Below are 14276 nucleotides of genomic sequence, written 5' to 3' on the forward strand. Positions count from 1 at the left end.
GCCGGTGGACCTTGGCTGGGGCACGGGCCAGGCGTAGGCCGGACAGCCCGTGCCGTGCGGGGTGGCCGCCCGTGCGCCGCCACCCCGCACGGCAGCATCTGATCATGCTGTTGACGTTCCAACCCATCCTCGACCGGATCATCGAGGAGATCGAGGGCCTGTTCGGCAGACGCGCGCGGTTCTCGTGTGACGAGACGTCATGCTGAACCTACGCTTGACCGGTTTGCCGGACCTGAATAGAGCGAGATCTCGGAGAATCAAGGCGCCCAAGGGCTGTCCGGTAAGTGGCTGTAAGCGCGGGTGTCAGAGGAAGAGCAGCGGGACGTGCATCTCGATGCAAAGTCTCAGGACGCCGGCCAGCCGGCGGACTTCCTCGATGTGCTGGCGGAGGAGCGGGGCGTCGCTGTCCTGCACCCACTCATCGGCGATCGCCGCCAGCCGGGGCAGGATCGCCGCGCAGTCGGCAGGCGAAAGGCGTGAGCGCCGTCATCAGGACGATCGGGCAGTGGCTCCAGGACGGTAGACACCTCGCTCCATGAGCGATCGCTGCGAAGTCCCATATGTCGGAGAGTGCAAACCCCTCGACCGTGGCCAGTGCGGACCGTGACAACAGTACGGTGAGGCAGTACGGCTCTACGTAGAGACGACCTCAGGCTGTACCTGGCAGCAGCTGCCCGCCGCCTCGTTCGGGCCGTCCGGCGCGACGGCTCACGGCCGCTTCGCGGAGTTGACGAAGGCCAGGGTGTGGGCCAAGCTCCACCGCCTGGTCCTCGATGAACTCGGCTCCCGCGGCGACCTGGGCTGGTCGCGATGCGCGATCGACTCGGTGAAGATGCGTGCCCTGAAAAGGGGGAGCTGGCAGGTCCGAATCCTGTCGACCGGGGCAAGTGCGGCTCAAAGATCCATCTGATCACCGAGCGGACCGGTCTGCCCCTGTCCGTCGGCATCTCCGGGGCCAACGTCCACGACAGCCAGGCCCTGATCCCCCTCGTGAAGGGCATCCCGCCGGTCCGGTCCCGCCGAGGCCCCAGGCGTCGCAAGCCCGGCAAGCTCCACGCCGACAAGGGCTACGATGACGCCCACCTGCGGCGATGGTTAAGCAGCCGAGGCATCCGACACCGCATCGCCCGCAAGGGAGTAGAGACGTCACAGCGTCTGGGGCGCCACCGTTGGACCATTGAACGCAGCATGTCCTGGCTGGCCGGCTGCCGCCCCCTCCACCGTCGCTACAAGCACAAGGCCGAGCACGTCCTCGCCTTCACAAGCATCGCCTGCACCCTCATCTGTTATCGGCGGCTCGCCCGCTGATGTGGGCTTGCAGGAGCTTCACCGCCAGGTCGTGGCCGTAGTGATTGGCCATGTCCATGGGGGTGCGACCGTCGGGATCCGCGAGCTGCGGGTCAGCCCCGAAGGCCAGCAGCACAGCGGTGGTATGCACAGTCAACGCCTGACCGCTTTGCGGGGAGCCGTCGCCCTCGACGTCGATCGCGTGCGTCAGCAGCGTCATGTTGCTGAAGACCTCATCGGGATCGGCCCCGTCGGCCAGCAACCGGGCCAGAGGCTCCGCATCCTCGGGCTCGACCGCGTGATGGGCGGGTGTCCAGTAGTCGCGCACCGACGCCTTCAACTGCCATCGCAGCCCGTCTGCCAGCCACTATCCACGCCGCCAGTCGGCAGCTCAAGGCCGTCGGCCCGGTGGGCGAGCCTCTCGTGGACGGCATCCGGCGCCTCAGCACGGTCGTGTTCAAGATCCTGCACTACGTCATGCTGGCGGCCCCCGTGGGTGCGTTCGGCGCCATGGCCTTCACCATCGGTAGGTACGGCATCTCGACCCTGACCGGCCTCGGCCGGCTCATCGGGCTCTTCTACGGCACATCGGCGTTCTTCGTGATCGTCGGGCTCGGCGCGGTCACCATCGCGCTCCGGATCAGCATCTTCCGGCTGCTGCGCTACTTGCGCGAGGAGTTCGTCCCCGTGCTGGGGAACTCTTCCTCCGCCCGGTGCCCGGGCACCAACGGCCGGGCGCCGTGCTCAGCACGGCGCGACCGCGTGTCAAGAACCCCATACCTCACGATAGTTCGCCACCCCGGTGAAGTCCGTCGACCACCGTTCAACCGACGACGCCGCCATGGCAGAGACACCGTGATCAGCGCTACCACCGCGTGCAACACATCGTGGGGCCCAACGGCACAGCCAAGGTCGTCCCGCGTCGAGCCCTCAGGTGCCGGCGTCGGCGCGTGTGACGAGGTCGGTGATGCGGGCCCACATCTGCGGCGGGTTGGAGTACATGGGGAAGTGGGCACAGTGCTCGATCTCGGAGAGTTCGACCCCGGCTTCGGCCAGGGCGGGGAGGTAGGACAGCGTGTTGTTCTGCTGCCCGTACATGAACATCTTCGGCGCGGGGGGTGCGAGGAACCGCTCGAACAGCTTGCCGTGGTCGGAGAGGTCGACCATGGACTCGAAGATGGCCCTGACCGTTGCGCCCGCACCTTGTGTGGAAGGCTGGAGGCGTACAGCGCGCCGCCGTAGAAGCGTGACCCTCCGACCCGTTCAGCGAACCGGGCCGAGTCCCATGGCCAGGCCGCCGATCGGCGGGCCCGCGATCTGGCTGAGGCGCGTCGACAGCGTGCGCATGCCGGTGATCCGGGCCAGCAGGTCAGGGGTGGTGATCCGGGGCGGGAGGGCACCGACAGCGGGTACGAACAGCGCGTCGACGGCGCCGAAGAAGAGCGCCACCATGACCAGGATCCACAAGGCCGGCGCCGTCAGTGCGATACCGGCGGCCACCGCCAGGATGAGGAGGCAGCGCAGCGCTTCAGTGAAGATCCGACTGGACCTCGTTCAGTCGATGCCTTCGACGATGCGGAAGTCGCGCTCGACGCCGTCGGAGAGGACGACCAGCGCCTCCTGGTAGGCCGCACTCTTGTGCGCCGCGACGGCCTGCTCGAAGCTGTCGAACTCGATCAGGACGGTGCGCTCGGCGATTCCGGCGTCATGCGCCACGACCCGACCGCCACGGACGAGGGTCCGACCGCCCCCGGCCTTAACGGCCGGACCGGCCAGCTTGTTGTAAGCAGCCAGCTTCTCAGGGTCTGAAATGGTGCGGTAGACGCTGACCCAGTAGCCCTTGGGCATGGAACCTCCAGTGTTGGGATGAGTGCATCTGACTTACGGGTTGGTCTCGGACGAGCGTCGGCGGGCGAGAGCGAGGCTTGTCAGCGTCGTGATCGCCATGGCGCCGATGCCGACCAGCGCCGCGGTGGTGTAGGCGCTGTCGTCGGGGAAGAGGTGGCCGGGGCCGGTGCCCGCGGCGAGGATCAGGCCGCCGATGGCGCTGCCCAGGGAGTACCCGACGCTGCGGACGACGTAGTTGAAGCTCATGGCGCTCGACGTCTCGCTCTTGGGGGTGACGGCGAGGATGACGCCGGGCATCGCGGCCGAGAAGCCGCCGACGCCGAAGCCGAGCACGCCCATCGCCGCGAACAGTTCGGCCAGGTCCGACCGGGTCGCCGCGAACAGGGCGAACCCGCCGCCGACTACGACGGCGCTGCCGGCCAGGAGCAGGGGGTCGGTGATCCGCGTCCGGACCCGCGGCGTGAGCTTGCCGGCGACGAACCCCAGCACCGAGAACGGGATGAGGACCAGCCCGGCGACGAAGGTCGTCAGCCCGAAGCCGTAGCCGGCGCCGTGCGGCGTCTGCGCGTACCGGGTGATGAGCGTGAGCAGGAGGTACATGCCGATCCCGCCGACGAACATGGCGAGGTTCGCCCCGGCGACCGCCGGGTGCCGCACCGCCCGCACATCGACCAGGGGCGTCGTGCTGCGCAGCTCGACGACGGCCCAGACGCAGAGCAGCACCCCCGCGACGACGGCGAGGCCCGCCGCCACGGCGAGGTGCCGGCTCCACAGATTCCGTTCGCCGGCGAGGAACAGCACCAGGAGAAGCGCAGCGGCCAGGACGACCGCGCCTGCCACGTCCACGTGGGCGGAGCGGCCTTCGGGGGCTTCGGGCATGGAGCGCCACGCGGTCAGGAGGGCGGCGGCGGTGACGACCAGGCCGAGGCCGTAGGCGGCCCGTACCCCGCCGAGCTCGGCGAGCAGTGCGGCCAGCGGGTAGCCGACGCCGGCCCCGATGATCGAGACCACCGAGATCAGGGCGATCACGGCCGCGCTGCGCTCCTCGGGGAGGTGGTCCCGGGCCACGCCCATCATCAGCGCCGTCAGCCCGAGCCCGACGCCCTGGGCGGCCCTGCCGGCCAGCAGCCACGCGAACGGTAGCGGCAGCACGGTGAGCGCGCTGCCGGCGACGACGACCGCCAGCGTGGCGAGGATCGTGGCCCGCCGGTGCGGGCCGGCTCCGAGCCGGCCCAGGACCGGCGTGGCGACGGCGCCGCTGAGCAGCGCGACGGTCAGCGTCCACTGCGCGCTGCCGAGCGAGACGTGGAACGAGGTCGCCACGCTGGTGATGAGCGGCGTCCCGAGGCTGGCGACCGCCGCCACGACCAGAGCGATGAACATCAGGGCGGGGACCAGCAGGCGCGCCTCGGAACGCGCCACCGGGAACGCCTTCACCGCGACCCCGCCGACCGGCTGCCCGGTCACTGCTTCGGCCTTTCGCGGTCCTGGCTTTCGAGCTCTGCCAGATGCTCCAGCGCCGGAAGGGCCGCCACCAGCGCCTCGACCTCGTCGCCGGTGAGCTCGCCGATCAACCGCTCGAACGCGTGGACGCCCGCCTGGCGCCGCGTCCGGACATAGGAGGCGCCGGCCTCGGTCAGGCACACCAGCGTGACCCGCTTGTCGGACGCGTCGCCCCGCCGCTCGACCAGGCCGGACTCCTCCATCACCCGGACCAGGGCGGTCATCGCGGGCTGGGTGACGCCCTCGACCGCGGCCAGATCGGTGATGCGCCGCGGGCCGGTCCGGTCCAGGGTGGCCAGGGTGGCGGCGGACGTCAGGCTCATGTCCCGGGGCAGGCGTCTCGCGGCCGTGGTGGCCAGGCCGTAGAGGGCTGCCCCGATGGCGGCGGACGCGCCAGGAGCGGTGTCTCGACGACTCATGCTTGAAGCATAGCATTTTTATATTCATAGTTTATGGACATGGGCGACTGGCGCGGGCGGCCTCGATCCGCACCCGCAACGGCGGCCGGCCATCGCGCTCGGTGCGCGGCCGGAACCTGCCGCGCCCGTCGACCAGGAAGTGCTCGTCCAGCACCTCCGGCGCGTGGTGGGCCATGGCCATTGCTTGCCCCTCGAGACAGCCGGCGCTGACCTCGTCAGCGGCAGTCAAGTTGAGCGACTCTGTGAGTGAGCCCGGAGTGGCGCCATTCGTGCAGGTCCCAGCCCGCGCCCTGCACGCCGGCGAGTGCCGTATGAGCGTCGAGCATGGCGCGAGCCCGCCCGTACGACAGTCGCGCGAGTCCGGTGTCCGGGCAGACGTCGCGCGGGCTGACGACCTTGCCGGGGCCCGGCTTGCGGTGGGTGACGAACACCGGCCCGCAGGTGCGGCCCTTGATCAGACGGGGCAGATGACGGGGCGGGGCAGAAGAAGGGCGGTGCCGGCGTAGAAGCGTCACCGCTGCCGGACAGATGACTGCCCGTCAGGTGGCGGCCAGCGGGGAACGGCAATCGGCCACTGACAGTCAAGGTCCAAGCCACCGGATTGGCAGGCCGACCGCAAGGAGAGCTCAACTCTCCGGCAGGCTCCCCGCGGCAGGCCCGGCTGACGGCGGTGGCGTAGGCGGCGAAGACATCGATCCGTCAGTTGCCGGTACGGTCGGCGGTGCCGGAGTACTGGCGCTGCACGCGCGCGGAGGTGGTTCATCGAGGATGAGCGCCTCGCCGTCCTCGCCGATCTTCTCGGCGGCGTAAGGGCATCTCCTCTGAAACTGCTTCGATGGTCGGACACTCGCAGTTGTCCAACTCGGGCGGATGGTCAGCGGTGGACACGCGCCGGAGAAGGTGGGTTAGCGTGGGATCAGGACCGTCGAGCGGAATTCCGGTAGAGGCCGACGAACGGATCGAACCATGACCACAATCAGCAAGCGAAATGCTCCCGGAAACCAATCCGCATCAGCGCCAGTCGAGATGACGGAACCCAACGGCCGCACGCCGCGCGCCGCAGCCGACCTCGTCTGCTCGCGCAATTCAGTAACTATCCACGTGGCGGGTCGGCGCGTGGAACTGCCACCAACGGAGCAGCTCGCCTTCTTCGCGGGGCTTGGCCTCCTCGCTGCACTCGAGATCATCGAATGGCCGGTCGGGCTGACCATCGCCATCGGGCATGAAATAGCCCGCAACAGGCACAGCAAGGTGCTCCGCGAGTTCGGGGAAGCCCTGGAAGAGGCTTAACAGAGAAGCTCCGGCTGGGTGGCGTGGGGGCCGTTGCGCGCAGTCGTGTGCGAAGGTCACGCGGGGTGCTCGTGCTCCCATATGGCTCTGGTGACGGCGGCGGGGCGTGGCTGCAGGTGCCCGTCGAGATAGAGGTCTACGCGCTCGTTGTAGAAGGCGACCAGGCCGGCGATGGGTGTTACCTGCCGGGTCGGGAAGTCGTATGCCCAGGCGAGGTCGGGGTAGGTGTCCGTGTCGGTGGTGACAGACCAGTAACCGCTTGTTTTGCCTTTGTACGGGCAGCTGGTGACGGTGTCGGTGGGCTGCATGCGTGTCCAGTCGATGTGCACGCGGTCGATGTAGTAGCGCGTCGGGAGGCCCGTCTCCAGCACCATCACCGAGGACGGCGCTTCTGCGAGCACGGCTTCGTCGAGCATGACGCGGACACTGCGGCTCGACCGCAGTGCATCGACGCGGGTGTAGGGGCTGCGGGGGTGGACGAACACCTGCTCGTCCTCCTCGAACCATGCGTCAATGGCCTCCCAGCGGAAGCTGACAGTACCGGAGATACCGGGCGGGGTGTCGTCAGCCCATTCCCATGCCGCGCCCGAGCGGGTGAGCTGGCCCAGGCGGAGGGTGTGGCGGCGTGCTGTGCCGATCCGCAGGGCCATGGTCCGGCCCTCGTCGAGGAGAATTCCGCTGCGGACATCCTCCCGGGGGATGCAGTACTGCGGGTAGCCCGGCCATAGCCACACGTATCGTGCCCGCAGGGTGTCGAAGACGGGGAGGTTGGCCGCATAGCCGCGGATGCGGCGCGGTACCGGCTCGACATGGCCGACCGGGACAATCATTTCCGGGTAGTCCGGTGTGTAGGGCGTCATGATTCATGTCCTTGTGGCGCTGCATGCCGGTCCTGAGGCCCAAAGGCCGTGCACAGGCCGTCAGCACCAGGCAATCACGGGGTTGGCTGCCCAGCATCTTCTGCCTTAGAGATCGTATTCTGCCGGTGTTTCATCCCGGAATTGGTCTGTGATTACCGGGGGGTGCGCCAGGAGTCGGGAGCCTTGGGCGATTTCCATGCATGTCGATGGGGGCGGCATGCTCGACGAGGTGCTGGCGGTAGCCGCCGACCACCTCAGACTTGGCGGATGGTGGGGTGTGCAGTGGCCTGGGACCCTGGTGGAAGTCTTTACGCTCCGCGTGTCCGTCGCTGCAGCCCTGGTGCTGCCCTCGCCCTGCGTACGTACCGGATTCAACCGTCCCCTACTATGGCGCCCCGTTGCCGGAGAGCACCGAAAACGACGATTCCCGGGACGGACGCAGCGTTTTTCTCCGGAGGCAGTTCCGGTTGAAAGGGGTATCTCTATGGCATGAATGTGGTGAGCCTCGAAACACTGGCTGTTTCCCAGCAACAACTCAACGTGTTCTGGGCTTTCATCGGTGGCATGGTGGTTGCCGGCGCACTGATCTGGGCCGTCCGGCTCGGCATGGCCGTACGCGACCGGGAACCGGAACCGCCCCGCCCCGAGGAGCACCCCCACCTGCCCGACGGCGGACCGGTGTATGAGGAGCGGGAGATCCGGGAGCCCGAGGAGGTACCACGCGCGATACAGGAGAGCGAGCGTCTGATGCCGCACCAGCTCCGCCACTGCGCGTCCAAGCGGTGCGGGAACCAGCAGCGCAAGCGGTGGTCGCCTGGTTCCAGCGGCGCGTTTGGCAGCGGCGGTCCCGGCCACGTGTGAACCTGCCGCCGCCGACGCCCTCGATGGCCGCCTCCAAGCGGTGACCTGGTCGTTGACGCTGACGGGTAGTGCTCACTCGTTGCTGGCATGACTGACGAAGGGCCATGTCATTCTCACGCCGACCACCACGCCCTACCGTGAACGCCTTCCGCCCGCGCACCAGCCGGCCGACCACCGCTCTGGGATGACTCGCCAGCCGATGGTATGGGAGTAGGGTTCATTTATATGGCAGATTCCCGGACCAATTCCGCGGCGGGTCCGCCCCCCGCGTTCGGTGCGGACCTGCATCTGGAGCTGCGCGGACCCGGGCTGCGCGCAGGGCTCACGGACGCCTTGAGGGAGGCTGTGCGCACGGGGCGTCTGACGCCAGGCAGTCGGCTGCCGGCCTCCCGCTCACTTGCCGCGGATCTCGGTGTTTCGCGTCACACCGTGGTCGAGGCCTACGCCGAGCTGGTCGCCGAGGGCTGGCTCACCGCCCAGCAGGGCTCCGGGACCCGGGTGGCCCCCCGGGCCAAGCCGCACAGGGCCGCGCCCGACGCTTCCCGCGCGAGGCCGGACGAGCCCCGTCCCGGGTATGGCCTGTGGACCGGAGCACCGGACCTCGCGAACTTTCCGCGCTCGCAGTGGCTCACCGCAGCCCGCCGGGCTTTGACCGCCGCGCCACACGACGCCTTCGGCTACGGCGACGCCCGCGGCCGGATGGAGCTGCGCACCGCACTCGCGGACTACCTGGCGCGGGCCCGCGGGGTGTACGCCGAGCCGGAGCGGATCGTCATCTGTTCCGGTTTCCACCACGGCCTGGCGCTGACGGCGCAGGCGCTCGGGGTACGGCGGGTCCGAGGAGTGGCCGTCGAGGCCTACGGACTCGACCTGTTTCGCGACCTGCTGGCGAACGCCGGTCTGCACACCCCGCCCCTCTACGTCGACGACCATGGCGCACGCATCGACGACCTCGCGCAACTGCGCGAAGTCGGGGCGGTGCTGATGACCCCGGCGCACCAGTACCCGACGGGGGTCGCGCTCCGCCCGGACCGGCGCACGGCGGCCGTCGAGTGGGCACGTGCCACGGGCGGCCTGATCCTGGAAGACGACTATGACGGGGAGTTCCGATACGACCGTCAGCCGGTGGGGGCCCTGCAAGGCCTCGATCCGGAGCGGGTGGTGTACTTCGGTTCCGTGAGCAAGTCCCTGGCGCCGGGGGTACGGCTCGGATGGATGGTGCTGCCGGAGGAACTCATCCCGGAGATCGTGACGGCCAAAGGACACGGCGACTACATGACGAGCGCCCTGGAGCAGCTGACACTGGCGGAATTCATCGCCTCGGGTGCGTACGACCGTCATGTGCGCTCGATGCGGCTGCGCTACCGGCGTCGCCGCGATCAGCTGGTCGAGGTCCTGCGCCAGACGGCTCCCGGCATTCGTGTGACCGGGATGGCTGCAGGACTGCAGACGGTCCTCGAACTCCCGCGTGGAACCGAAAGCTCGGTGGTCCAGGCCGCGGCCCGGCAAGGTCTGGTGATCAGGGGGTTGACGCAGTTCCGCTACGAAGTGGCGGACTGCGGATGGCAGTTGCCCGAACGGGACGCCCTGGTGGTCAACTACGCGGCGCCCTCAGACAGTGCGTGGGCAGGCGCACTGGAAGCACTGTGCAGGGTGCTGCCCTAGAAGGGGTCCGAGGGCGGGGCGGACGCGCCTCTGTCCGGTTCGGGAGCGTCCCTGCCGAGACTCGAGGTGCTGGGGCTGGCGGCCTCAAGTGCCACGCCGCCCGTGCCGGAGTCGGCGCGACCTACCGATGTTCAATCGCCGTGGGCGCTGTTGCGGTCATGACTGGACCGTATGCGCGCAAAAAGACCGGGCCACTTCGCGTCGAACGGCCAGGCAGGCCCCTAGGTGCCGTCAGCCAGACCGTTTACACCGCGAAGCCGGAGCGCCACGTCGCATGCTCGGAGCGCCACGGTCGGGAGCGGGTTGGTGTCCCAGCTTCGTACATCGCGATCTTGCTTAGTCCGCAGAATTGGTCTGGGAATTTGTCATAGAAATGGACCATACTCCTGTGCCACTGGGTGCGTACCTTTGTGCGCATGAGTACGAACGAAGCACACGGAAGTCCGCAGCGCCTGTGGGGCCTGCGGTCTCCTTCGCGTCGATCGGCTACGCGGCGATCGTGCCCTGCTGCAGCCCGCGTCAGTCTTTCTCGCCGAGGCCGGCGGCATGACGGTCATCATGCTGGCGGCCGGGTTTTACATGGCTCATGCCCGCTGTGTGCGCCTGGTGCCGTACGTCATCGGACTGCCCGTTGCGCTGGTGATCGCTTTTCTGGGGGCCCGCAGCGGGGGCTCGATCAACCCCGCCCGCCAGTTCGGTCCTGCCGCATTCGCTGGGCAGGCCACCGATCTGCAGATCTGCCTGGCGGCTCCGTTCCTGGGGCGGCCCTCGGGGCCTGGCTGCACCACCTTCTCAGCAGTCGCCGACTGACGCGTGAGGTGCGGGTGAGAGCAAGCGGGGAGTCACCGAACGGCCGTCTTGCTGCCGTCGGTCTCTGCCGACGGCCCGATGGGCTGTGGCCTGCCGTGCCTGGTAGCTCGATCACTCCTGCCCTGGACCCATCCATCCACCAGACAGCCAAGCAGTTGGGGGACCGCATCGCCGGGGGGACATAGAAGGGAAGAGCAATGGGCAGTTCCGCAGAGACATCGGTCTCCGAGGCTCAGACGGCCATCGAGACAGTCTGCCCAGCGATAGCTGTCCTCGACGCGCAGGGGACGGTGGTCGGATGGTCGCAGGCCGCTCAGCGGCTCGTGGGCTACTCGGCCGCGGAGGTGGTGGGGCGGTCCGCCGGTGTCCTGTTGGTGGCCGCTGACGACCGGGCAAAGGCTTCACAAGCCACACAAGAGAGCACTCGCCGGGGCTGCTGGTCCGACCTCGCGCAGGTGCGCCACCGCGACGGCCGCAGCATCAATGTGCGCCTGTGCGTGTCATCGCTGTCGGGGCATGACGGCCGGGACTGGTGGGTGGTCTGCGCGACCGACAAGGCCTTGCTTCTCGCGCAGCAGGCCGAGGCCACAGTGGCGGAGCCGCTCCTCGCTACGCTGCCGCGCTGCCTGCCGATCGGTGTCGTCGTACGGGACAGGCACCTGCGCTGCATCCGGGTGAACGACACCCAGGGCTCCAAGGACGGCATCCCTCTCCCCAAGCGGCTGGGCCGCAGGCTGACGGAGGCAGCGCCAGGGACGGAGGCCGAAACGCTGGAGGCAGTGATGCACCAGGTGTTGGAGAGCGGCGACCCGGCGATCAACGTGGACTACCAGGCCTTCCTGCCGGCTAATGTGCCAAACAACCGCATATTGACAGCGTCCTACGTCCGCCTCGACGATGCGCAGGGGCGCGCGCTGGGCGTGTGCGTCGTGAGCGTGGACGTCACCGACAGCCGCCGGGCGCGAGAGCGTCTGGCAATCCTCGGCGAGGCCAGCAGGCGCATCGGCACGACTTTGGACGTCATGCAGACCGCACAGGAACTGGCCGCCCTCACCGTGCCGTTCCTAGCGGACTACGCCACCGTCGACCTGGCGGAGCCTGTCCAACACGGCGAGGAGCCCTTGGCGCATCTCGGCCCACAAGACGAGCACATCCCGGTCTTCCGCCGTGCAGGCCTGGCCTCGATCCGCCCGGGAACGCCAGAGTCCCTGTTCGCTCCCGGAGAGCCGGTCTTCATCCCGCCCACTTCGCCCTTCACCGGTGTCCTGCGTTCCGGGAAATCCCACTTCGAGCCGATGCTGGACACATCCCCGGGCACATGGCTCGACCACGACCCGGCGCGGGCGGAGAAGATCCGCGAGCACGCCGTGCACTCGTTGATGGTCGTCCCGATCCACGCCCGGGGCGCGGTGCTGGGCATGGCGGTCTTCACGCGGACGGAGGACCCCAGGCCGTTCGAGGAGGACGACCTGCTCTTGGCCGAGGAACTCGCCAGCTGGGCAGCACTGGCCCTGGACAACGCCCGCCAATACGTGCGCGAACGCTCCGCGGTTCTCGCCCTGCAGCGCCTGCTGCACCCCCACCACCCCACGGGCGGCTCCGCCGCGGATGTGGCCTGGCGATACCTGCCGGCCGACAGTCACCACGGCATCGGGGGTGACTGGTTCGACGTGATACCCCTCTCCGGCGCGCGCGTCGCCCTGGTCGTCGGTGACGTGGTGGGACACGGCATCAACGCGGCGGCGAAGATGGGCCAACTCCGCACCGCCATGCACACCCTCGCGGACATGGACATGCCTCCCGACGAAGTACTGTCCCGCCTCGACGAGCAGGTCATCCGCCTCACCGAGGCGGAAGACCCCCGGCACCCGGCCACCACTACGATGGCCGCCACGTGCCTGTATGCCGTCTACGACCCGGTCACCCGTACCTGCACCATGGCACGGGCCGGCCACCCCCCACCCGCGATCATCGACCCGTACGGCCACGTCACCTTCCCCGACCTGCCCGCCGGAGCACCGCTCGGCCTCGGACTGGTCCCCTTCGAGTCCGTAACTTTGGAACTCGCCGAAGGAAGCGTGCTCGCCCTCTACACCGACGGTCTGATCGAGGCCCGCGACCAGGACATCAGCGCCGGCATGAACCGTCTGCGCACGGCCCTAGCACGGCCCGACCTCACATTGGACGATCTGTGCTCGTCGACGGTGGACACACTGCGGGCCAAGCCGCCGAGCGACGATGTCACTCTGCTCCTCGCACGGACCCGCTCGCTGAGCGCAGACCAGGTTGCCTCTTGGCAGTTCCCCAGCGACCCTGCCGTCGTCAGCCGTGCCCGAACTCTCGCTGCCCGGCAGCTGACCCAGTGGGGACTGGAAGACCTAGCCGAGTCCACAGAGCTGATTGTCAGCGAACTGGTCACCAACGCCATCATCAACGGCAACGGCAACGGCAACGGCAACGGCAACGGCAACGGCAACGGCAACGGCAACGGCAACGGCAGCAGCGACCGCACGATCGGCCTACGCCTCATCCGGCACGAGATGCTGACCTGCGAAGTCTCCGACGCCAGCCACAGCCACCCGCTTGTGCGACACCCCCGCTCCACCGACGAACACGGCCGCGGCCTCTTCCTCGTCACTCGACTGTCCCGCCGATGGGGAACCCGGGACATTTCGGACGGCAAAATCATTTGGGCTGATCAGCGACTGCCAGCCAGTGCGTGAAACCACTTACCCGCCCAGCTCAAGCGTTGGGAGGCCAGTGCCTGTGCCCCAAGAAGACCGTCGACTCGTGCGCACCGTGTTTGTGTGGCTGGAGCGCGGACATACGCTGTCTCGCGCACCTTGCGCAGCGGGTCCGGGCCGTGCGGGTCGGTGGCGCGGTCCGCCCGTTGGCCGAGGCAGCCGCCGCCTTCGCGCCTGAGCGGCGCGTCACCGGCAGGGCGATCATCCGAGTCGCCGATGGTCCCCAGTGATCACGGAGCGGTGCAACTCCGTGATCACCAGAAAGATGTTCGGGAGTGCGGACAGCACCCTGGGGCACTCCTTGTCCGACAGAGGGGCCCAGGTTCGAGCTGCGACTCCGGGCGGCCGCGCGGTGACGGCCGGGTCCGCCGAGTCAGGAAGCCCGACAGGTCCCGTTGCCGAACGGTTACGGGCGAACCATGCCCGCGCCTCGTCGGCTGTAGGACGTGGGTCAGTTCGGCCCTACTCGGGAGCAGCGGGAAGAATCGGTCGGCGTTCCAACTGCGTTGATACATCGGCCCGTCCAGCACGAGCAGGCGGCATCCCTCCACCACGGGGATGTCGCCGGGCGGCGCATCGTTCGTGCCGTATCGCGTCCTCCGTCATCTCCTCGAACCGGGAAGGGGTAGCCGGCCCGCGACCAGCGCCCGGCGACCAGTCAGGTGGGCTTCGCCCGGACCCCTTACTCGGCACCCCGCGCCTCCACCCGGTGCAGGTCCCGCAGAGCGCTGCCGTCCGCGAACACCCTGTCCAGGGCGTCGGGATCGATGCCAGCCCCGGCGACGTGACGGTCCGCCGTGGCCCGGTCGCACAGGTCCTCGCCCAGCGCCAAGTGGGCCGCGAAGAGCGCGTCGGTGAACGCGTCCACGACGTCGGGGCGGTGCAGGCACGTCCATTCCACCGCCGCCAGGGCCATCCGCGTGTTATGCGTGTCATGAATCCGCGCCTGCCTTCTTGACGGTGCAGTCCAGGCAGGCGTGAGGTGACGG

The 14276-nt window shown here is 68.7% G+C and carries 12 protein-coding genes and 4 pseudogenes; 7 read left to right on the top strand and 9 right to left on the bottom strand.

Features of this window, described 5'->3' with window-relative positions; genetic code table 11:
* Positions 1-646 precede the first annotated feature (646 nt).
* Positions 647-1308, top strand: a pseudogene (locus ACIRC0_RS37860) (IS5 family transposase); the annotation flags it as partial.
* Here the strand turns inward: ACIRC0_RS37860 and ACIRC0_RS37865 are convergent.
* Positions 1280-1615, bottom strand: coding sequence for an ankyrin repeat domain-containing protein (locus tag ACIRC0_RS37865; RefSeq protein WP_403626108.1), 336 nt, complete (start codon positions 1613-1615; stop codon positions 1280-1282). The pseudogene ACIRC0_RS37860 and the gene ACIRC0_RS37865 sit on opposite strands and share 29 nt — an antisense overlap.
* On the opposite strand from ACIRC0_RS37865, the pseudogene ACIRC0_RS37870 reads away from it, so the two are divergent.
* A pseudogene (locus tag ACIRC0_RS37870) lies at positions 1597-1986 on the top strand (cation:dicarboxylate symporter family transporter); the annotation flags it as partial. The gene ACIRC0_RS37865 and the pseudogene ACIRC0_RS37870 overlap by 19 nt on opposite strands.
* A 231-nt stretch (positions 1987-2217) precedes the next feature.
* Here ACIRC0_RS37870 and ACIRC0_RS37875 read toward each other — a convergent pair.
* The 6 genes and pseudogenes from ACIRC0_RS37875 to ACIRC0_RS37900 form a co-directional block, all read right to left on the bottom strand.
* On the bottom strand, positions 2218-2454 hold the full coding sequence (locus ACIRC0_RS37875; protein ID WP_403626184.1) for a hypothetical protein: 237 nt from the start codon (positions 2452-2454) through the stop codon (positions 2218-2220).
* 108 nt (positions 2455-2562) lie between these two features.
* Positions 2563-2820, bottom strand: a pseudogene (locus ACIRC0_RS37880) (MFS transporter); the annotation flags it as partial.
* A 21-nt stretch (positions 2821-2841) separates the two neighbouring features.
* Entirely contained in the window at positions 2842-3135 is a 294-nt protein-coding gene (locus ACIRC0_RS37885; protein ID WP_403626111.1) for a DUF1330 domain-containing protein, read from the bottom strand.
* A gap of 33 nt (positions 3136-3168) precedes the next feature.
* Complete coding sequence (locus ACIRC0_RS37890; RefSeq protein WP_403626114.1) at positions 3169-4602, bottom strand: MFS transporter; 1434 nt, start codon at positions 4600-4602, stop codon at positions 3169-3171.
* Entirely contained in the window at positions 4599-4961 is a 363-nt protein-coding gene (locus tag ACIRC0_RS37895) for a MarR family winged helix-turn-helix transcriptional regulator (protein ID WP_403626170.1), read from the bottom strand. Before ACIRC0_RS37895 ends, ACIRC0_RS37890 begins: the two co-directional genes overlap by 4 nt.
* A gap of 341 nt (positions 4962-5302) precedes the next feature.
* Positions 5303-5530, bottom strand: a pseudogene (locus ACIRC0_RS37900) (site-specific integrase); the annotation flags it as partial.
* Between the two features lie 493 nt (positions 5531-6023).
* Between ACIRC0_RS37900 and ACIRC0_RS37905 the strand changes: the two are divergent.
* Entirely contained in the window at positions 6024-6347 is a 324-nt protein-coding gene (locus ACIRC0_RS37905) for a hypothetical protein (protein ID WP_403626117.1), read from the top strand.
* A 56-nt stretch (positions 6348-6403) separates the two neighbouring features.
* Here the strand turns inward: ACIRC0_RS37905 and ACIRC0_RS37910 are convergent, their stop codons facing one another.
* Positions 6404-7207: a DUF427 domain-containing protein gene (locus ACIRC0_RS37910; RefSeq protein ID WP_403626120.1), complete on the bottom strand. Its 804-nt coding sequence runs from the start codon at positions 7205-7207 to the stop codon at positions 6404-6406.
* A 489-nt stretch (positions 7208-7696) separates the two neighbouring features.
* Here ACIRC0_RS37910 and ACIRC0_RS37915 point away from each other — a divergent pair, with 489 nt between their 5' ends.
* From ACIRC0_RS37915 to ACIRC0_RS37930, 4 genes are all read left to right on the top strand, one after another.
* A complete protein-coding gene (locus tag ACIRC0_RS37915; protein ID WP_403626123.1) occupies positions 7697-8068 on the top strand; it encodes a DUF6479 family protein in 372 nt (123 codons plus the stop codon).
* Between the two features lie 225 nt (positions 8069-8293).
* Positions 8294-9733, top strand: a complete 1440-nt coding sequence (locus ACIRC0_RS37920; RefSeq protein ID WP_403626126.1) for a PLP-dependent aminotransferase family protein — start codon at positions 8294-8296, stop codon at positions 9731-9733.
* Positions 9734-10279: 546 nt separating this feature from the next.
* Positions 10280-10543: an aquaporin gene (locus ACIRC0_RS37925; protein WP_403626129.1), complete on the top strand. Its 264-nt coding sequence runs from the start codon at positions 10280-10282 to the stop codon at positions 10541-10543.
* A 197-nt stretch (positions 10544-10740) separates the two neighbouring features.
* Entirely contained in the window at positions 10741-13266 is a 2526-nt protein-coding gene (locus ACIRC0_RS37930; protein ID WP_403626132.1) for a SpoIIE family protein phosphatase, read from the top strand.
* Positions 13267-13969: 703 nt separating this feature from the next.
* Here the strand turns inward: ACIRC0_RS37930 and ACIRC0_RS37935 are convergent.
* Positions 13970-14203: a hypothetical protein gene (locus ACIRC0_RS37935; RefSeq protein ID WP_403626135.1), complete on the bottom strand. Its 234-nt coding sequence runs from the start codon at positions 14201-14203 to the stop codon at positions 13970-13972.
* Positions 14204-14276 lie beyond the last annotated feature (73 nt).

It is taken from the genome of Streptomyces sp. NPDC093984, from assembly GCF_044764595.1.
Lineage (GTDB): Bacteria > Actinomycetota > Actinomycetes > Streptomycetales > Streptomycetaceae > Streptomyces > Streptomyces cynarae.